At 70.2% G+C, this 20,152-nt stretch carries 11 protein-coding genes; 2 read left to right on the forward strand and 9 right to left on the reverse strand.

Annotated elements, in window-relative coordinates; all coding sequences use genetic code 11:
* Nucleotides 1–67 precede the first annotated feature (67 nt).
* Nucleotides 68–691, forward strand: coding sequence for a retropepsin-like aspartic protease family protein (locus tag ACP7AI_RS02885; protein WP_426163871.1), 624 nt, complete (start codon nt 68–70; stop codon nt 689–691).
* Between the two features lie 3 nt (nt 692–694).
* Here the strand turns inward: ACP7AI_RS02885 and ACP7AI_RS02890 are convergent, their stop codons facing one another.
* The 7 genes from ACP7AI_RS02890 to ACP7AI_RS02920 all read right to left on the reverse strand — a co-directional run bounded on the left by ACP7AI_RS02890 (nt 695) and on the right by ACP7AI_RS02920 (nt 17,436).
* Nucleotides 695–1,693 (reverse strand): YihY/virulence factor BrkB family protein, encoded by a 999-nt coding sequence (locus tag ACP7AI_RS02890; protein ID WP_426163874.1) that lies wholly within the window; start codon nt 1,691–1,693, stop codon nt 695–697.
* Nucleotides 1,693–5,844 carry a translocation/assembly module TamB domain-containing protein gene (locus ACP7AI_RS02895; RefSeq protein WP_426163876.1) on the reverse strand — a complete coding sequence of 1,384 codons (4,152 nt, stop codon included), beginning with the start codon at nt 5,842–5,844 and terminating at the stop codon, nt 1,693–1,695. Before ACP7AI_RS02895 ends, ACP7AI_RS02890 begins: the two co-directional genes overlap by 1 nt.
* Nucleotides 5,841–7,778, reverse strand: coding sequence for an autotransporter assembly complex protein TamA (locus ACP7AI_RS02900; protein WP_426163879.1), 1,938 nt, complete (start codon nt 7,776–7,778; stop codon nt 5,841–5,843). Before ACP7AI_RS02900 ends, ACP7AI_RS02895 begins: the two co-directional genes overlap by 4 nt.
* A 220-nt stretch (nt 7,779–7,998) precedes the next feature.
* On the reverse strand, nt 7,999–10,125 hold the full coding sequence (gene pbpC, locus ACP7AI_RS02905) for a penicillin-binding protein 1C (protein ID WP_426163881.1): 2,127 nt from the start codon (nt 10,123–10,125) through the stop codon (nt 7,999–8,001).
* A 69-nt stretch (nt 10,126–10,194) separates the two neighbouring features.
* Nucleotides 10,195–15,951: an alpha-2-macroglobulin family protein gene (locus tag ACP7AI_RS02910; protein WP_426163882.1), complete on the reverse strand. Its 5,757-nt coding sequence runs from the start codon at nt 15,949–15,951 to the stop codon at nt 10,195–10,197.
* A 59-nt stretch (nt 15,952–16,010) separates the two neighbouring features.
* Nucleotides 16,011–17,000 carry an NADPH:quinone oxidoreductase family protein gene (locus ACP7AI_RS02915; RefSeq protein ID WP_426163884.1) on the reverse strand — a complete coding sequence of 330 codons (990 nt, stop codon included), beginning with the start codon at nt 16,998–17,000 and terminating at the stop codon, nt 16,011–16,013.
* Nucleotides 17,001–17,010: 10 nt separating this feature from the next.
* Nucleotides 17,011–17,436 carry a hypothetical protein gene (locus ACP7AI_RS02920; RefSeq protein WP_426163887.1) on the reverse strand — a complete coding sequence of 142 codons (426 nt, stop codon included), beginning with the start codon at nt 17,434–17,436 and terminating at the stop codon, nt 17,011–17,013.
* Between the two features lie 151 nt (nt 17,437–17,587).
* On the opposite strand from ACP7AI_RS02920, the gene ACP7AI_RS02925 reads away from it, so the two are divergent.
* Nucleotides 17,588–18,235, forward strand: a complete 648-nt coding sequence (locus ACP7AI_RS02925) for an alpha/beta hydrolase (protein ID WP_426163889.1) — start codon at nt 17,588–17,590, stop codon at nt 18,233–18,235.
* A 28-nt stretch (nt 18,236–18,263) separates the two neighbouring features.
* Here the strand turns inward: ACP7AI_RS02925 and ACP7AI_RS02930 are convergent, their stop codons facing one another.
* Together ACP7AI_RS02930 and ACP7AI_RS02935 are read right to left on the reverse strand one after the other, a co-directional pair.
* On the reverse strand, nt 18,264–18,821 hold the full coding sequence (locus ACP7AI_RS02930) for a hypothetical protein (RefSeq protein ID WP_426163891.1): 558 nt from the start codon (nt 18,819–18,821) through the stop codon (nt 18,264–18,266).
* A gap of 159 nt (nt 18,822–18,980) precedes the next feature.
* Nucleotides 18,981–20,075: an anhydro-N-acetylmuramic acid kinase gene (locus ACP7AI_RS02935; protein WP_426163893.1), complete on the reverse strand. Its 1,095-nt coding sequence runs from the start codon at nt 20,073–20,075 to the stop codon at nt 18,981–18,983.
* Between the last annotated feature and the right edge of the window lie 77 nt (nt 20,076–20,152).

Below are 20,152 nucleotides of genomic sequence, written 5' to 3' on the forward strand. Positions count from 1 at the left end.
GTTCGGGCCTTTGACAGGGACATTCGAGCGCGTGGAGCGTCATCGGGCTCGGCGGCGTTCTATCGGAATGTTGCTCCCGACAGACGCATCCTTTCCCCTCGCCGGTCCAGACCTGCAGCTGGTGCTTTATGCGATCGGCGCTGCGGTCGTGCTGATCATATTGTTCAACCTGCCGAAAATCGGCCCGGCGCTGCGCGGCTTGTTCTCGTTCGCTGTGCTGGCCGGCGCCATCTGGTTGTTTCTGCAGCAGGCGCCGTACAGCCCGGGGCTCGGCGCGATCACGTCGCGGCTCGGCCTCGATGATCAGCGGGTCGTCGGCGACGAGGTGCGCATCCGCATGTCGCCCGACGGGCACTTCTGGGCGCGGGCGACTGTCGACGGCATCGAGCGGCGCATGCTGGTCGACAGCGGCGCGACGATCACCGTGCTTTCGGGGCGGACGGCGGCGGCGACCGAGACCGCGACCAGCCTGATGCCGATCATCCTGCAGACTGCCAATGGTGCAGTCGCGGCGCAAACGGCCAAGGTCGGGCTGTTGACGCTGGGCGGGATCGAGGCGCGCAACCTGCGGGTGGTGATCGCGCCGATGCCGAACGGCGTCGACGTGATCGGGATGAATTTCCTCTCGCAACTGCAATCCTGGCGAGTCGAGGGCCGAACGCTGGTGATGGTGCCGCAACCCGCAGGCTGATGGCTATTCCGAAGGCGTTGGCGGCTCGTGCGCTGCGCTCATGTCGGCAACCACGGCGCCGCGTTGGCCCAGAGGCCGCGGGCGGCCGGTGGTGGTGTCTTCGGCGGTCTGGCGCTCGGCCTCCGCATTGATCAGGCCGCCGATGAGGATGGCATAGGCCGACAGGAACAGCCACATCAGCAGCACGACGACGGCGCCGAGCGAGCCATAGGTGGCGTTATAGTCGCCGAAGTTGGCGGCGTAGACGCCGAAGCCCAGCGTGGCGGCCAGCCAGAGCACGGTCGCGATCACCGATCCCAGCGTCAGCCAGTGCCAGCGTGCGTCCTTGCGATCGGGAGCGAAGCGGTACATCGCGCCGATGGCAAAACAGCACAATGTCCCGGCCACGAGCCAGGTCGTCCCCTTGACCGCGACGATGCCGGCGGTGCCGAGACCGCTCAGGACGGTTTCGGCATAGCCCAGCATCGATGCCGCCAGCACGCCGACGATACCGATGACGATGGCCCCGACGATCAGCACCGCGGAAACCAGGGTGCTACGCACGATGCCGCGGGTATCGCGCTCGTCGTAGATGACGTTGAGCGCCGTGATGATGGCTCCCGACGCGCGGGTGGCGCCATAGATCGAGACGCCGAGCGCGATCAGCAGGCCGACGCCCTTGCGGCTGGCCGCGGTCGTCGTCAGGTTTACCAGCTGTTCGTAGATGAGCTTTGCCGCGTCGGCGGGCACCAGGTCGATGATCGATTTCATGTGCAGGCCGATCGTCGCCGGGTCGGCAACCAGGCCATAGGTCATCACCATCGCGGCCAGCAGCGGCACGAACGACAGGAAGGTGTAGAAGGCGACGCCGGCCGCCATCAGGCTGAGATTATGGGCGTCGTTATTGGCCCAGGCGCGCGCGAGAATGGCCTTCCACGCCGGCCAGCCATAGTCCGTCGGCGACCGGGCGGTGGCGCCGGCGCGTTCGGCAGCGGCGCTGCCGGGGGTTGTCCGGTGCGCCATCAATAGTCCCTCGAATAGCGCAAGGTAACGTTCGAGCCGCCAAACGAGCCGGTGGCGCTGAGCACGCTGAGCGTCTTGGTCAGCGCGATTTCGAGCTGGGTGGCGGTGAAGCCGCGGGCATCGGTGATGACTTCGACATAGATGTTGTTGCTGATGTACTGGCCGGCCGCCACCGCGGTGCCGCGGCCAGTGGTCTTGTCCTCGCCCAGCACGCGCAGCCGGTCGACGCCGGTGACCGAGCGCAGCTTGCCGAGCGGATTGAGCCCGCCGCCCGAGCCGCGCAACGAATTGAGCGCGGCGGCGAGCTGGACCGCCTGGATCGGCGAGATGTTGGTGACCGAGGCGCCGAACAGCAGTCGCGAAAGCACCTCGTCCTGGGGCAGGGCGGGTGTCGAGGTGAAGCTGATCTGCGGACGCTGGGCACGGCCGGTGATGTTGATGATCGCAGTGACGCCCTCGACCGTCGTCGTGGCGCTGAGCGACAGCTCGGGGTTGGTGAATTCACCGCCGTCGAAGATGATGGCGTCGTTCTGGCCGAGCTCGAAGCGCTTGCCGGCAAAGCTGTAGGTGCCGCGGATGACCTCCAGCCGGCCGACGATGCGCGGCGCCGCGGCGGTGCCGGTGATGCGCATGTCGGTTTCCCATTCAGCCTCAAGCCCCATGCCGGAAACGAAGATCTGGTTGTCGGCGCGGACGCGGACATCGAGGCGGATGCTGGCCGGGCCCGGCGGGGGCGGCGCGGTGCTTGCCGTCTGTGCGGGGGCGTTCTTGCGGCGCACGCCGGTCAGCTGCGTGACGGCGGCATCGCCCTGGCGGATAATCTCGTAGCGTGCCTCCGGAATGTCGATGGTGCCGCGGACCAGCGCGCCGCCGGGGCCGTTGGTGATGGCGAGGTTGCCGGTGGCCTGGGCGCCCAAGGCATCGCTGCGCGCCAATTGGGCGCGGTCGAAGGTGACGTTGACGCTGGCCGGGAAGCCGCGCGCGGCGTCGAGGCCGATGCTGCCGTTGGCGGCGATGGTGCCGTCGCCGGCGCGGCCGGTCAGAGACGCGATCTGGAGCTGGGATCGCGTGAAGTTACCCTGGAGGGCGATGTCGCGGATCAGCGTGCCATAGGCCTGGTTGGTGTAGCGCAGCGACGTGGCGCGGATAGTGCCGTTGAGGCTGGGCGAATCGACCCGGCCGCCGAAATCGGCGGCGATGGCGATCGGCCCGGCGAGTTCCTGGCCGGCGATGCCGGTCAGCGCCCACAGGACCTCGGCCGGGCCGCCATAGCGGATGCCGCCCGACAGCGGTGCCGCCTGCAGCCGGGCGGCGATGCCGGCGCCGGGGGGCAGCGGCGCGACGCGGGCCTGCAGCCGGCCGATGGTGGTGCCGCCGCGGCGAATGGCGGCGGCAAGACTGCCGCCGGCGCCCGACAGCTGCGCCGAGGTGGCGATGTCGACGGGGGCCGAGATGGTATAGGCGGCGGTGCGGGTGAAACCGGTGACATCGACGCGGGCGTCGATGACGGGGACGTCAGCAAGGGTCGCGTTGATCGTCCCCGAGGCCTTGCCGCCGACACCGAGGCCGGGGACGAAGCTGTTGACGATGGTCAGGTCGACGCTGTCGAGCACGGCGTTGACACGGGTGGTCTGGCCATAGCTGCCGGCGATGCGGGCGCGGCCCTGCAGGAAGATGATGGTGGCGGGGGCGAGGCGCCATTCGCCACCGACGCGCGTGGCGACGGCGGGAGCGGCGAGGCGGAAATCGATGCCGCTGAAGGCGCCGGTCGCATTGGCGACGACGCGCTGCGGGCTGAGGCTGGCCTGGGCGGCGATGTTGAACGGGGCCGTGGTGCTGCCGTTGGCGACCAGGCCGACTGTGCCGTTGCCGCCGCGATAGTCGAAGCGGCTGCGGGCACGGGCGACAAGCAGCGTGCCGGACCGGACATTGGCGAGATCGGCGCTGCCGGTGATCGACGGCGCGTCGGGATAGAGGATGATCGACGCGCGGGCGGTGCCGCTGCCGATGGTGATCGGCACGTCGCCGGGGATGCGTGCCGATTGGGCGCGGGCATCGATGTCGGCACGCTGGTTTGCGCCGGCGGCGGCGAGGCGGACGTTGCCGGTGATGCCCGACCCGACGAGCGCGATGCTGCCGGCGAACGGACCGGCGGCAGTCTGGGTGACCCGGCCACGGGCATCGATGCCGGCGATGCGGGCGCGGTTGATGTCGATGGCGAGTGCCTTGCCGGTGCGGATGACGAGATCGCCCGACAATGGCCCATAGGCCGAGGCGCCGGTGGCGACGATACGATAGCCGGCGGCGGTGCCGGTGAGATCGGCGACGAGGTTGCGGACATCGATGCCGAGACCGGGTCGATCGGCACGGAGCCTGACGACCGGACGTTCGACGGTACCCGAGGCGGTGACGCTGGCCGGGCCATAGGTCGTCGAGACGGCGCGGGCGTTGAGCGCGATGCGGCCGTTGTCGAGGCGATAGCTGCCGCTGCCGTCGGTGATGCGCAGCAGCGGCGCGGTCAGCCGCAGGTTGCGCAGCGTGGCGAGGCCGGCGGGATCATAGCCGAAGCCGGCGGTGATAACAGCGTTTCCGCCGAGCTGTTCGCGAATGGCGGCGTTTTCAAAGCTGCGGGTGGCGATGCGCGCGGTGCCGGTGATACCGAAGCCGCCAGAAGGCGCGGTGACCAGCCGGGCATCGGTGACGACGTCGATGCGGCCCAGGCCGGCGACCTGGTAATCGTTGACGCGGCCCTTCAGCGTGCCGGCATAATTGCCCTTGGCAACATCGGCGATGATGATGGCGGTGGCATCGATGCGGTCGGACCGCAGGCGGAGGTTGTCGGACAGCAACTGCCCCTTGGCCCAGGCGAGGTCGCCGTCGATGGCGAGGTTCGTCAGCAGGCCGCCGATGGCGGGGTTCAACCCGATGACGCGCCGGGCGCGGGCCGAGACCGGCACGAGGATGCGTTCGGCATCGACCGTCGCCCGGCCGCTGGCGACGAGGCCTTCGACGGTCGTCGCGTCGAACGTCAGCGACTGGGCACTGGCGCGATAGGCGATCGTCGGCGTGCCGAACGCCCCGTCGAGCGTGACGGCGAGGCGCACGTCGTTACCGCGCAGGTCGGGCGCGATGGCACCGGGGCGGAGCAGCTGGGCGTTGACGGCGAAATCCTGGAAACGGCTCTCGCCGAGGTCGACAAGGCCCTTGGCGTCGATGACGAAGGCGTCGCTTCTGAGCTTTGCAACGGTATCGACGCGGCGTTCGGCAAGGCCGGCGGCGATGTCGACATCGATCTGGCGGAGCAGCGACTGCGCCGGGCCGGTGAGCAGAAGCCCCGGATCGGTGCGCCCCCTGATGGTGAAGCGGCCGTCATTGGCGGTAATGGCGAGGTTGGCGAGCGGGGCACCGGCGCTGTCGGCGATCAGGGCGCCGCGCCAGCTGGCCCAGCTGCCCTGGCCGTCGACACGCAGCGCGAGCGGGCGGCCGAGCCGGGTAAAGCCATCGACAAGACCGGCGGCGGGGGCGGTCAGGCGTGCGTCGATGACCAGCTTGTTGGCATCGGGCACGGCGTCGAGGCGGAGGACGAGTCGATCGCCGCCGGCGATCCCGATCCCTTGGCGTGCGGCGGCGTCGAGCGCGACGGTAGCACGGCCGTCGGCAATGCTGGCGGACCCCGACAGGCCGACGCTGTGGCGGTGCCCGGTGACAGCGGGTTCGATGATTAGATTGGTGACGCGCAGGCGATCGATGTCGATGTCGAGGTCCGGCAGCAACGGCTCGTCGGGGTCGGACGGGCGCAGATTGGGGCGGCGCAGCAGGCGGACGGTATCGGCGCTGGCCTCCGCAAGGGCGATATGAAAGCCGTTGAACAGTTCACCCGGCGACCATTCGACGAGGACAGCCGGGGAGGTGACCAGCACACCGTCGAGGTCGCGGATCTCCAGCCCCTCGATCGTCATGCGGCCATAGATCGAGCCGTCGATGCTGGCGGCGCGGTAGTTCAGGCCCGACGCTGTGGTGAAGCCGGCGAGCTGCCCGAGCAGGAAGCGCTTGCCGGGCGTGGTGTTGAGCCCGAGCACGAGGATGAGGACGAGCGCCAGCAGCGCGGTGATGCCGCCGCCGACCCAGATGAGGACACGCCTGGCGGTCAAAACGCCTGGCCGATCGAGATGTAGAGCGCCACCTTGGATTCACCCGGACGGCGGTTGATCGGGGTGGCGATGTCGATGCGCATCGGGCCGAAATTGGTATAATAGCGGCCGCCGATGCCGACGCCGTAGCGCATGCCCGACAGCGATGGGGTCGAGGATTCGCCAAGGCGTCCCGCGTCGATGAACGGCACGATGCCGAAGTCCCCGAAGCGATAGCGTGCTTCCAGCGCGAATTCGGTAAGGCCGCGGCCGCCGATGGGCTTGTTCTCGAGATCGCGAGGCCCGAGCTCCTGGAAACCGAAGCCGCGCACCGAGCCGCCGCCGCCGGCATAGAGCCGCCGCGATGGCGCAATCTCGTCGCGCGGTGCGCCGACGATGCTGCCGACCCGGGCGCGGCCGGCGATGACGATCGACGATGTGATGGGATAATAGGCGCTGGCCTCGAACAGGAAGCGGCCATAGCTGTCGAACGAGCCGCCGGTGCGCTTTTGCGCCTCGGGACTGACGCGGGCGGTCAGGCGGAAGCCGCGCGTCGGGTCGAGCAGGCTGTCGGAGCGGTCATAGCCGAGCTGCGTCGGCAGCGCGGCGATCAGATAGGTGCCGCGGTCGCGCTCGGCGAGCAGCGGATCGAAGCTGGTTTCGCGGGAGGCGATCAGCTCGCCGCCCAGCGACCAGGTCCAGCGCTTCTGCCAGATCGGCGTGCTGACCCGCGACAGGCTGGCGTTGATGTTGATCGTCTCGGCGTTGAACGCGTCATAGCGTTGCCGCGCCACCGACGCGCCGGCCTGGAAGGTGCGGTCGCGCTGGCCGGCGTTGGAGCGGATGAACTGGCCCCGGATGCTTTGTTCATTGGTGCCGGCGACGACGGCGGCGCTCAGCGCGCCTTCCGGCGGGAACAGGTTGCGATGGGTCCAGCTGGCGCTGACCCTGACGCCCTCGCCGGTGCCGTAGCCGGCATTGGCGGCGAGGTTGCGCGCCGGGCCGCGACTCTGGCGGACGAGCAGGTCGACCGTCTCGATACCCTCGGCATCGATCGTCCCGGTGGCGACGGGTTCCACCGACACGGTGGAGAGCAGGCTGGTGGCGACCAGCGCCTGTCGCAGGTCGTCGACACGGCGGCTGTCATAGATCTCGCCGGGCTTGAAGCGCGGCAGGATGCCGATGTGTTTCGCGTCGAAGACCGGGTCGCCGGCGAGCCGGAAGCCGCCGAAGCGCGCCTTGCGGCCGGCGGTGACCGGCAGCGTGTAATCGCCCGTGAACGTAACGTCGTCGAGCAGGATGTCGCGCTGGCCGATGGCGACAAACGGATAGCCCTGTTCGGGCAGGCGCAAGGCGACACTGGCCTCGGCGCCCTCGACCACCGGAGCGACGATGGGGTCGCCGGTCTTGAGCGTCAGCGCCTGGCGCGACAGGGCGAGCGGTTCCGGCGCCAGCGGTGTGGCGCCGCCGGTGACGGTGATCGTGCCGAGGCTGTAGCGGCGGCCCGGCGTCGCGGTGATGGCGACGAGCAACTGGCCATCGGCTTCGGGCAGTGGACCGACGACCGCGCTGGCGACGGCATCGAAATAGCCTTCGGAGCGCAGCAGGTTCTCAACGGTCTGCACATCGGCATCGGCGCGTGCCGACACCTGGGCGGCGCTGCCGGCCTTGCGGCCCTTGTCGAGCAGGGCCGACAGGTCCCGAAAGCGTGCTTCGAGCCCGATGGCCTTCAACCCTTCGACCTGCAGGCGGTAACGGATGTCGGGCAACTTCGGGTCGCTGCTGGGTGGCAGGGCGGCTGGTGGCGCAACGCTGTCGAGGCTGCCCAACGGGGCAGCCAGTTCGGCGGGCGGCACCAGCGGCGCCGGTGCCGGGGCGGTATCGGGGATGCCTAGCGGGGCCAGCGGCGGCAGTTCGGCGGTCAGGTCCGGGGGTAGAGTTGCCGGCTGTGCCATGGCCGCCGTCGACAGCGATGCCGCGAGAAGCACAGCAGGAGCCCGCGGCTGGCGAACCAGGCGGTGCGGCAGCGACGCCCGTTCCGTCAATTTCCACGACATGTCAGGGTGGAAACATCACGCGGCCAACAGGGTTCCCTGGCCGAGGCACGATTCCTGTGGATGGCTGCGCCGGCACGCGGACTGTGTCCCCGATGTCGTCGCCTGGGAATGCGAGGAGTCACCTGACTGTCAGCCGGAGCCGGTCATAGGTGTGACGGCCATCGGTCAGCGCGACGACATGGACGCCCGGCGATGGTGCCCACAGGGCCAGCAGCCGGTCGCCGTCGCGGCGCGCCGTCAGTGGCCGATCGTCGATGGTGATGCCGAGGCCGGGCAAGGGTGTGGCGGCGCGAATGGTGATGCGCTGGCGGGCCGGCGGAATGTCGGGATCGATGGCGATGACGGCACCGTCGGCGGGCGCCAGCAGGCGCGGGCGCTGCTCGGCAGGGTCGGCGATGCGGATGATGTCGAGCTCGGTACCGGCAAGGAACAGTTCGTCGCGCGGCGGTTCGACCGCCGGCACCCAGGCGACGCGGTGGCGGACGACACCGGTGGGGAGGGAGGTTGCGCGGCCGGGGGTGGCGGCGTGGAGCGCCAGCATGATGCGCGCCCAGGCCGGGGCGGCGCCGGTCATGCCGCTGACGCCGACCATCGGATCGCCTTCGAAATTGCCGACCCAGACGGCGACGGTGAAGCGATCGGAAAAGCCGATGCACCAATTGTCGCGCAGCGCCTTTGACGTGCCGGTCTTGACGGCGGCGGGAAAGGGCATGGCCAGGCCATTGTCCTCGCCAAAGGTGGCGGTGCGGGCGGCGGGATCGGCGAGGATGTCGCGGATGATGGCGGCGGCGCCGGGATCGATGATCTGGCGATCGGGGGTGGCGGGGCCCGGCTGGAGGCGCAGCGGCGACCAGCGGCCGTCGCGGGCCAGCGCGCGGAAGGCAGCAGCCTGTTCGAGCAATGTCACCTCGGCCGAGCCCAGCGCCAGCGAGAAGCCGTAGTAATTACCGTCGCGAACGATCCCCTTGTAGCCGATGTCGAACAGCCGATCGCGAAAGGCATCGACGCCGACGAGCAGCAGCGTGCGCACGGCTGGCACGTTGAGGCTGTTGCCAAGCGCCGAGCGGACGCTGACCGGGCCACGAAAGCTGCGATCGTAGTTCTGCGGGATGTAGAGGCCCGAGGCGGTGTCGAGGTCGACCGGCGCATCGTCGAGCACCGAGGCGGCGGTGAGCAGGCGCCGTTCGAGCGCCAGCGCATAGAGCTGCGGCTTCAACGTCGAGCCGGCCTGGCGCGGCGCGGTGACGCCATCGACGGCCGCGGCGGTCGACGCAGGGCCGGCGGAGCCGACCCAGGCGAGGATGTCGCCGGTCGCGTTGTCGACGACGATGGCGGCGCCGTCCCGGGCATTGCGGGGGGACAGGGTGGCGAGCTGCCGGGTCAGGGCTTCGGTCGCAAGGCGCTGGATGTCGAGGTCGATCGTGGTGCGAACGCTGCCGCGCGTGCCGGCGACGAGCAGCCGGTCGGCGAGTTGTGGCGCCAGGCCGGGGCCCGCGATCGGCGCGCGGGCCCCGAGCATGGCGTCGGCGGCGACCTGCACCGTGCTGCACGGCAGGTCCGGTGCGGCGCGGCAGGCGCGGCCGGCGACGGTGGCGGGCGCCGCCGACGGCCCGCGGGCGAGCGCGGTGAGGACGGCGGCCTGGGCGGCGTCGAGCCCGGCCGGGGCCCGCCCGGCGAGGCCGCGCGCGGCGGCATCGATGCCGACGAGCTCGCCGCGGAAGGGCAGGAGGTTGAGCCAGGCCTCGAGGATCTGCGGCTTGCTCCAGCGGCGCTCGATGGCCAGGGCGGCGCGCGCCTGCATGATTTTTTGCCGCCACGAGCGGTCGCCGGCGGTGCCGATGGCGGGGTCGAGCAGTGCCGCAAGCTGCATCGTTATGGTGCTGGCGCCGCGGGCGCTGCGGCCTTGCAGCCGATCGCGCAGCGCACCGCCGACGGCGCGCCAGTCGACGCCGTGGTGGTCAGCGAAGCGGCGATCCTCGGACGCGGTGATGCGGCTGGTGAGGGCGCCGCTGATGGCGGCAAGCGGGATCCAGTCGAGGCGGCGCACCTGGGGGTCGGTGCGACGCTTTTCGAGGAGGCGGCCGTCGCGCGCGAGGAGGCGGGCTTCGCTGGTGGCGACCGTGGTGCGGACGGCGGAATAGTCCGGCGGCGAGGCGGGAGTAGTGGCGAGGACGAGCAGGAACAGCGCGGCAACAACGGCGAGGGCGATTTTGGTGCGTCGCGACAGGGTAGAAACCGGTTTCAATCGTGCCGACCTTGCTAACGACAGGGACGAGCGGCGTAGCTGGATCCTCGGCCCCGCCCTAGCGTCGCATCACCGCACCACCACCGGCGCGTTCGGCAGCATCGCCATCATTTCGGGCGAATACAGCGCCTCGATGCGGGTCGGCGGCAGGCGGAACGTGCCGACGCTGCCCAGCCGCAACGTATATTCATAGGTGACCGGAGCGCGGCCCAAGGCGGCGTAGTGCGCATGAACGGCATCGCCGCGCCGCTCCACGAAGGTCGGCTGCTCCCCGCTGGTGTCGCCGCCGGCGAGCAGCTGCGAGCGACCACCGAGCGAGCCGCCGAGGATGGTCGCGCCGGCCGGCACCGGGTCGTTGATGACCACCCATTCGGCCGGCGCGCGCGGCGTCACCGTCAGCCGCACCCGCATGACGTCGCCGCGGCTCCAGCGGCCGGGCACGGCCTGGGTGACGGCGGCGACCTGGCGCGACAGGCCGAAGCCGCTGGCGAAAGGCGCCTTGAGCGGTACCGCGGCGCGCGCGGTGACCATGATCCACGGCGCGCCGCCGCCGGCATGGGCGACGGTCAGCGGCGCCGGGCCGGCGGGCCAGGGCAGGGTCTGCGTCGCCGGCGTGCCGCCCCAGGCGAAATCGCGGCTGGCGGTGCCAAGGGTCACCCGGGTGCTGCCGCTGACCGGCGTCGCCTCGAAACTGCGCGCGAACGCGCGCATCGCCAGCGTGCCGAGCGCATTGGCCGGCGTGGTGTCCCAATGGCCGCGTCGCTGCCCGAGCATCAGCGTGCGGGCAATGCGCGGCGCCTCGGCACGCCATGCGGACTGCCGGCTGGCGAGGCGGAGCAGTTCCGCGGCGGTGGCGTCGGGGCTGGCGAGCAGCTGGAACGGCGAATCGCTGCGGATGATGCGCAATGTCGTGCCCTGGACGTCGAGCCGGGCGCGCAGCACCGCCTCGGCCTGTGCCAGCTTCTCTGCAGCGCCGGCGACGGGCAGGCGCTCGAGCACCTCGATCCAGTCGATGATGCTGACCGTCGGCCAGTTGTCGGGGGCGATATTCAGCGGCTCCACCATGCGCGGGCTGGCTGCGTCCGACGCGGCCAGCGCCGCCACCGCCGCGATCAGCCCGCGCGGGCCGTCGCCGGACAGGTCGGCGCTGCCGACGACGCCGCCGCCCTTTTGCACGACGATGACATTGGCGTGGCTGCGCTGGACCTGACCGGCGACAAAGCCGGTGAGCCCGCGGATCATCGGGGCGCGGGCGCTGTCGGGCAGCGGCCAGCCGGCAAGGGCCGACAGCCGCAGGATATAGGCGGTCAGCGCATCGTCGCCGGCGATCCAGTCGGCGGGGTAGAAGCGCACCAGCCCATCGGGATCGAGGTAGCCGGGCAGGGCGGCGGCGGCGGCATCCCAGGCGGCACGATCGCCGAGCGCGACGGCGCGCGACAGCCGCTGTTCGATGCAGTCATAGGGGTAGGCGGCCATATAGGCGCGGACGCCGGGCAGGTCGCCGCCGAGGCTGCGGCTGGCCGCGACCATGACGCCGCCGCGGCCGGGCAGGGCATCGGCAGGCAGCGCCATCGGCAGCGGCGGGGCGCCGGCCTGGAAGAAGGTCGCCATCCAGGTGTCGACCGGCACCGCGGGCAGCAGGGTCTGCGTGACCTCGACACGGTCCGACTGGCCGCCGGCGGCCCGGGCCGATACCTGCCAGACGACGGGACCGGTGTCGGGCGCGCGCACCCGCCACGCGGCGGTTTGCGCGCCGCCCGCGGGGATGGCGAGATCGAGTGGCGGCAGTACCAGCGTGCCGGCGGTGCCGGTCATCCGCACCTGCATCGGCGCCGTCGTCGTGTTGCGGGCCAGCACCGTCGCCACATAGACGTCGCCGTCGCGGACCAGCGGCGGGATGCCGGCGAGCAACTGCAGGTCCTGCGTCGTGCGGATCGTGGTGGTGCCCATGCCGAACAGGTCGCTGCCCGCCGTCGCGACGGCCACCAGCCGGAAGCCCGAGAGCGAGTCGTTCAGCCGCAGCGGCACCACCGCCTGGCCGCGCGCATCCAGGGGCACGCGCGCCCGCCACAGCAGCAGCGGGTTGAAATCGCGGCGCACCATGCCGGCGCCCTCGCCGCCGCCGCCGCCCGCGGCGACGGCCTTGCGGCCATAGTGCCGCTTGCCGACGACCTGTGTCTGCGCCGTGGCGACGATCACACCCAGGGGCCGTTCGGCCATCATCGCGGTCAGCACGTCCCAGCTGTCGTTGTCCTGCAGCTGCAGCAGCGCCTCGTCGACAGCGGCGAAGGCGATCTCGGCGTCCCTGGGCAGCGCTCGGCCCTTGGGCGGCGCGACCGTCACTTTGGCTTGGGCGATGCTGCGCACCGCATAGCTTGGCCGGTCGCTGGCGACGGTAACGCCGAGCTTGTGCCGGTCCAAGCCGACGGTCAGCCTGGCCATGCCGAGACGGTAGCTGGGTTTGGCGAGGTCGATCAGTGCGGTCGGTGACGCGGCCTCCCGGCTCAGCCACGGCAGGTTCCAGCGCCGGGCGAGATCGGCGAGCCACAGCCGCCAGCCGGCGACGCGGCCGCGCACCGCCAGCACCGAGACATAGACGTTCGGCGCATAGCCGTTCTTCATCGCGACCTCGACGACGGGGTCCTTGCCCGATAGCGTCGTCACGAAGCTGTCGATGACGCCGTCGCGCATGACGGTGACGAGGGCGGTGGCGCTGCGGAACGGCATGCGGACCTGCAGCCGGGCGACGCCATCGGCGGCGACGGCGGCGTTTTCGGGCACCACGTCCATGCGGTCGCCATTGTCGCCGCCGAACCACCAGTCATCGTCGCCGGCGAGCCAGACCGAGGTCGAGGCGCGGGCGGTGCGGCCGTCGGCATCGCGGGTTTCGGCGACGGCGACGACTTCGCCCGACACGTCGGGTTCGAGGCTGCACATCAGCCGGCCCTGCGCATCGGTGCTGCCGCTGCAATCGGCGTCGAGCTGTTTGGTTTCGCGGCTGTTGTCGTAACTGTAGAAGCCGCCGACCAGGCGCTTGCGATAGCTGTAGGTCTCTCGCGAGAACAGCTTGACGGTGATGCGCTGGCCCTTGACCGGCCGGCCTTCGAGATCGAGCGCGACGATCTTCAGCCGCAAATCGTCCGCCTTGGCCAGCCAACCGTCGGTCTTCAAGCCGACGCGGACGGCGGCGGGTTCGAGGTCTATGCGGGCGCTGGTCGTCGCGACCTCGCCATTGGCGTCGTCATAATCCATTTCGGCGACCAGCCGCGACGGCACGGTGACGGGGGTGAGGTCGCCGACGACGACGCGGGCGACGCCCTTGGGGCCCAGCGCGACCGGTTCGGTGCGGGCCCGCATCGGGGCGCGGTTGGTGTCGGGCTCCTCGCCGTCGCTGCCCAGCGGCACGATGCCGGCGACCAGTGCCTCACCGGTAAAGGCCCAGTCGTCATAGCCGGCGACGCTGACGGTGCGTGGCTCGACGATGGTGCGCAGCTTGACCGGCGCGGCGGCGACGGCGCCGCCGGACAGATAGGTCAGCGCCAGGTCGACCGGCACGCGCGTCGGCGCGACGAGGCGCCCGCGCGGGCCGGCGACGCTGGCGCGGATGGTGGGCAGGCGATATTCCTCGACCTTGAAGCTGCCGACGCTGCGCGGCTCGCCATCTTCCCCGACCAGCTCGACGCTGTAGCTTCCGAGCGGCGCGGTCTTCGGCACCGTCCAGCTCGCCGTGGCGCTGGCGCCGGCGGCGGCGAGCGGCGTCTCGAAATCGGTGTCGGAACCCTGGTGCCGAATTGTCAGCACCTCGGCGGTGATCGGCGGCGCGGCACCGAAGCCGCCGTCGGTCCGCTGCCGGGCCAGCAGCTTCATGTTGATCGTTTCACCGACGCGCAGCAGCGTGCGGTCGAAGACGGTGTGGACGGCGGTCGGCTGATAGCCCCAGCCCTGCGACAGGTTGAAATCGCTGCCCTGGATGCCGCTGCCCCAGCTCGACAAGGTGAAGCTGTAGTCGCCGGCGGTGCGCGCGCTGACCATCAGCGCATGATCGGTGCCATAGTTGCAGCTGCCATAGCTCGATGGCGGCGGCAGCACGTCGCCGACAAGCGCGCGGCCCGACGCGTCGCTGGTGCCCTGCCACAGGACCGCGCCGGTGCAGCTGTCGCTCACGGTGATGCGGGCACCGGCGACGGGGGTCGCATCGGCGAGGCGCGTCACCCAGGCGAGGCTGCGGCCCTTGCCCCATTGCCAGTGGACGGCCATGTCGGTGACGAGCGCGCCGGTGGTGACATAGCGGGTGCCGCCGCGGCCGAGCAGCGCCTTGCCGAGCGCCGGCGACGCGATCTCCACGACATGAAAGCCGTTGGTCTTCAGCGGAATACCGACGACTTCGAAGGCGCGCGGATCCTTGCTGCGACCGATGCGAAAGCCGCGCGCCGGCGTGCCGGGGTCGATCAGCGGCGTGCTGCGCGTCGTTTCGATCGTCTTGGTCTCCTTCGACCCGGCGATCGGTTCCTCGATGCTGGTGCGCTCCTCGGCGTCGTCGAGCCGCCGCAGCCAGGCCGCGACCTCCGCGTCGCTGGTGACCGGCAGGGCACGGGCGGGCAGGGCGAGCGCCGCGGCGGCAACGGGTGTCTCGATGCCGCGCAGGGTGACCGGCAGCACGCCGCCCTCGGCCGCCTCGATGATGCCGAAGCTGCCGGCGAACTTGGCCAGTGGCGGGAAGTCGCCGGTGGCGACAGGGAGCGGGAACCGCGCGGCATTGGCCAGCGGCCGGCCAGCGTCGTCGGCCAGGTCCCCGGGCAGGACGATGCGATAGCTGGCACGTTCGGTGAACGGCGCGGCCCATTCGACGCTGCCGACGGTGCCGACGCGCTTCTTGGGGACGGTCGGTGCCAGCGCCTTGCCGTCGGGGCCGACCAGCCGCACTGCCATTGCCTGCGCCAGCGGCACCTCGCCGGCAAAGGCCAGGCGCATCGCCTCGAGCGGCGAGCATGACGCGGCGGCGTTGACCCGCGAGCATTCGAAGCGCGCGGTGAAGGCCGGGCGCACGTCATAGGCCAGCCGATACGGCGCGCCGGCGGTCAGCCCCTCCGTCGTGGCGATACCGGCACCCCAGGCGATGGTCAGCTTGCCGCCCGCCGGCAGCGTGCGGCGGCACTTCGCGGCGACGATGACCGCCCGTGGCGGCACCGCGTCGTCGCCATAATCGGGCTTGCGCCAGCCGGCGGTTTCGAGGAAGCGGCGGACGCGATAGTCGCCGCCGGCGCCGGTCAGCACCGTGTCGCGCGTCGCGTCGGGCAGGATGTCGAGCGGCACGGCCTCCCCGACACCTTCGATAAGGCACGAGGCCTGCGCCGCCACCGACGCCGGCGTCGGCCGGGCATTGAGGGCGAGGAGGAAAACCTGGTCTTCCTCGATAGTGTCGCCATCGGGGAGCGCGGCGCGCACGGCGGGGCCGCCGGTGGTGAATTCGAAGCGCCGGGTGCCACCGACGGCGGCACCGCGGGCGTCCTTCAGGCCGGGGATCAGGTCATAGGCGCAGCGGCGACCGCCCGGCAGCGGCGCCGGCAGGTCGATCGCATAGCTTTGCGCGTCGGCCCAGCGGCCGGTGGCGCCGGCGGAGCAGTTGCCGGTAATCGGCGCCGGCAATCGCGGGTCGCCCAGGGCCACCATCGGCGTGGTGAAATGCACGGTCACCTGCTCGGGGCCCCGGACGGTGCCGACCGGGGAGAAGCGATCGACCTGAGGCGTCGGCGCGCCTGTAACGATGGCGGCAGCAGCCGCCAGTGCCGCAATAGCCGCTCCGCCGATACGGCCCCGATTTATCACGCCCGCCCCCTGGTTGCGCCGCCACGATGGCGCAAGCGGCGTGGCGCCACAAGCGCTTGTCAGGCCATCGCGTTGCCGGCGATGTCGAGGACCGGCTTGCCGAGGCCCTTGCCGCCGAACGCAGCGGTCAGCGCCGGGCCGAAGTCCGCGAAGGCGAAGACTTCACCCACCGCCGGTGCGATGTGGCCTTCGCCGAGCCAGGTCGCCAGCGTGTCGAGATGCGCGGCGGCGGCCATGCGTTCGAACAGCTGGAACTGCCGGACGTCGACACCGATCAGGCCGGCGCCCTTCATCAGTGTGAGGTTGCTCGGCAGCGCCGGGATCGGACCGCCGACGAAGCCGATGACGAGGTGGCGGCCGCCCCAGCCGAGGGATCTGAAGGCGGCTTCGAACAGGGGACCGCAGACCGGATCGACGACGACATCGAGCTTGCGGCCGGCGAGCAGCGCCTTCAGCCGGTCGCGCCAGCCTTCTGCGTCGGTGTCGATCGCCTGGTCGGCGCCTTGCGCCACGGCGAACGCGCGCTTTTCGGGTGTCGAGGCGGCCGCGATGACATGGGCGCCCATTGCCTTGGCGACCTGGATTGCCGCGGTGCCGACACCGCCGGCGGCGCCGAAGACCAGCAGCGTCTCGCCCGATTGCAACCGGCCGCGATCGGCGAGGCCATGCAGCGCGGTCAGATAGTTGAGCGGCATCGCGGCGGCCGCGGCGAAGCCGATGCCATCGGGCACGCGGCGGCAGGCGGCGGTGGGGGCCAGCGCCAGCTCGGCAAAGCCGTGCATCGTCATCGCCAGCACCCGGTCGCCGACCTGCCAGCCGGAAACATCGGCACCGATGGCGTCGATGGCGCCCGAAACCTCGCTGCCGGGGATGTGCGGCAGCGGCGGCTTGACCTGGTACCGACCGAGCGCCACCAGCGCATCGACATAGCCGATGCCGACCGCGGCGACCCGGATCCGCACCTGGCCGGGGCCGGGCTGCGGCACCGGGACTTCGACGACGGCATAGTCGGCGAGCGAGTCGAGTTTGGTGGCGATGATGGCGCGCATCGGCTGTGTCCTATTCGGCTGCCGGTTCCACCGTCGGCGCATGCGCGCCCGCCAGCGACGGCGCCAGCCCGACCGCCTTTTCGACGCGGGCACGGGCCGGGTGACCCTGGCGGGTATTTTCGATGACGATGCGGGCGCGGCGGCCGAGCAGGGTATCGATGGCGACGGCGGTGGTCTCGTCATGGGGGAGGACGCGGGCGAGGCCGCGCGTGGCGATGCGGGTGGCGGGCGCTGCGATGGCGATGGCGGCGGGCACGGCGGCATACCAGGGCAACAGCGCGCCGGCGGTGGCGAGCACCGCCTGCTGGAGGATGAGGCCGCCGAGGCCGAACAAGGGCAGGAAGGCGACGAGCACCATCAGCAGCGGCAGCCGACCGGTGTTGGGCCAGTCCAGCCCCGACGTCGCAGTGCCCGACTGCACCAGGAAAAGGAACATGACACCCCGAACTCGACGCTGACGTAATCTATCGCAGGCGTATCGGCACAGCAAACGAAACCGGAACGGGTCCGCTCCATTTCGTCGCGCCCGTTGGTGTCGATTGCAGCGGGACTTGCGAAGATTGGCCAGCGCGCCGACATCGCGGTTCATGAACAAGATCGTCAACGGTGCCAGCCTGCAACCCCTGTCCGGTGGCCCGCCGAAGCAGATCGTGCTGTTGCTGCACGGCTATGGGTCGAACGGTGCCGATCTGATCTCGCTGGCGCCGCACTGGCGGCCGAGCCTGCCGGATGCGCTGTTCCTGGCGCCGGACGCGCCACAGCGGTCGGGCGGCGGCTACCAATGGTGGCCGCTGCACGGCTTCACCCCGGCGGCGCTGGCGGCCGGCGCCACCCAGGCGGCACCGGCGATCGAGGCGTTCGTCGACCGCAAGCTGGCGCAATATGGGCTGACCGATGCCGAGCTGGCGATCATCGGTTTCAGCCAGGGGACGATGATGGCCCTGCATGTCGGGTTGCGGCGGGCAGCGGCGCCGGCGGCGATCGTCGGCTATTCGGGGATGCTCGTTGGCGCGCACGAGCTTGCGCATGCCGACATCGTCAAGCCGCCGGTGCTGCTGGTGCACGGCTCGGCCGACCCGGTCGTGCCGGTGGCGGCGCTGCATGCGGCCAAGGCGGATCTGGCAAGGCTGGGGATCGAGGCCGAGGCGCATGTCAGCACCGGACTGGGGCACAGCGTCGATCCGGTCGGGCTGCGGCTCGGGGCGGCGTTCGTAGCCAGGGGGCTCGGGTTGTGACCTTCGAATTTAGAAACGTCGTTTCAGTTCAGCTGTGAGTGCCAACCAAAATGGCCGTGGGGCCTCCATTTAAATAGTACTGATCGTCGATTGCGGTCAGTCTGATTTTCTTGGAGAATATTCGATGATTTCCATGTACCAGTACATCGATCCTTACTTCGGCGGACTTAGGTCCCGACCGCTCGTCGGGGTACTCAATAATCATAACACCACTATGAACGTTCTGTGTGGGGACCTTTCGGTCACGAAGCAGTGAAACGGCGTTGTAGCGCACATTGCGGCCTAACCGACCTTGGATATTTTCATCGCCTTCATTTTGCCCTTTATATACGCGTGCGTCTGTGGGAGTCATTAAGTATAGGCTTGCGCCAATCGCATAGTAGTGAAACTCTGGTACGTAGGATATTACTATCTCAAGTCCACCACTCGTCGACCTTCGGCACTCGATACCCAAGCGAGCCGCCTGCTCGCGCAAACGTGTAAGTCGTCGCTCGTTCCACGGCACGAATATCGCCAAAGCGCCAGAGGCTAAGATCGCAGCGGCGCTCAGATATGCTTGCGCCCAAGCGGCGGCATCCGCTGCCATAGCATCAATCCTCCAATTATCGAAAAATCGTAGGCACAAAGAATTGCACTAAATAGTACAATGAGCGTTCATCGTGCACTGCAGGTCAAACCAATTGCGCCAGTTGAATTCAAACTAACTTCAGAACACATCGCATACTAGATAGATTCACATTTTCAGTTAGGCGCGCCGCCCGCCCGTCATTGCCACCGGCACGCCGGTCGTTTCCGGCCAGCTGATCGCCTTGCCGGCGGCGCTGCGCACCGCCAGCCAGGCGAAGGCTTCGGCTTCGAGCGCATCGCCGTCCCAGCCGACGGCCTCGACGGGTTCGGTGGGGATGCCGCCGCGGGCAGCGATCATCGCCATCAGCGTCGGGTTGTGGCGGCCGCCGCCGGTGACGAGCAGGCGTTCCAGGGGGATGACATGGCCGAGCGCCAGCCGCACGGTTTCGGCGGTGAAGGCGGTGAGCGTTGCGGCGCCGTCGGCGAGCGACAGCCCGCGCACGGGCCCGGTGCTGAAATCGGCGCGGTCGAGCGATTTGGGGGGAGGGGCGTCGAACCAGGGCAGGTCGAGCATGTTGGTGAGCACGTCCTCGTGCACCGTGCCGGCGGCGGCGATGGCGCCGTCGGCGTCGTAATGGCGTTCGCTGTGATGGCTGATCCAGTCGTCGATCAGCGCATTGGCGGGGCCGGTGTCGAAGCTGCCCCAGCTGCCGTCGGCCGCAAACCAGGTGAGATTGCCGACGCCGCCGAGGTTGAGCACGCCGAGCGGCCGGCCCAGGCCTTCGCTGCGGGCGCGGTGATAGCCCGGCGCCAGCGGCGCGCCATGGCCGCCGGCGGCCACGTCGTCGCTGCGAAAATCAAGGATGACCGGGATGCGGGTGGCAGCCTGCAGCAGGGCGCCGTCGCCGATCTGCCAGGTCCATTTGCGGTCGGGGCGGTGGGCGACGGTGTGGCCGTGGAAGCCGATCATGTCGACGCGCTCGCGATCGGTGTCGGTGGCTTTCAGCAGCTGGTGGACGGCGATGGCGTGGAGGCCGGTCAGTTCCGCGGCAACGGCATCGATGAGCGCATCAGGGCCGGGCTGGTGCAGTTCGAGCGCATGGGCGGCGGCGTCGCGCAGGCGCTGTCGGAATTCGGGCGCATAGGGGACGGAGACGAAGCCGCGCTGGCTGACGGCGCCTTCGCCATCGGTGTCGATCAGCGCGGCATCGATGCCGTCCATCGAGGTGCCGGACATGAGGCCGATGACGGTTTTCACGGAATTGAGAGGCATGGACGAGAGCGTGGCCGATTTCGGCAGGCTTGTCATCCCGGGTCAGGCCGGGATGACAGTTGCGCACCCACTGGTTA

The sequence above is a fragment of the Sandarakinorhabdus sp. DWP1-3-1 genome (genome assembly GCF_049896705.1).
Classification (GTDB): Bacteria; Pseudomonadota; Alphaproteobacteria; order Sphingomonadales; family Sphingomonadaceae; genus Sandarakinorhabdus.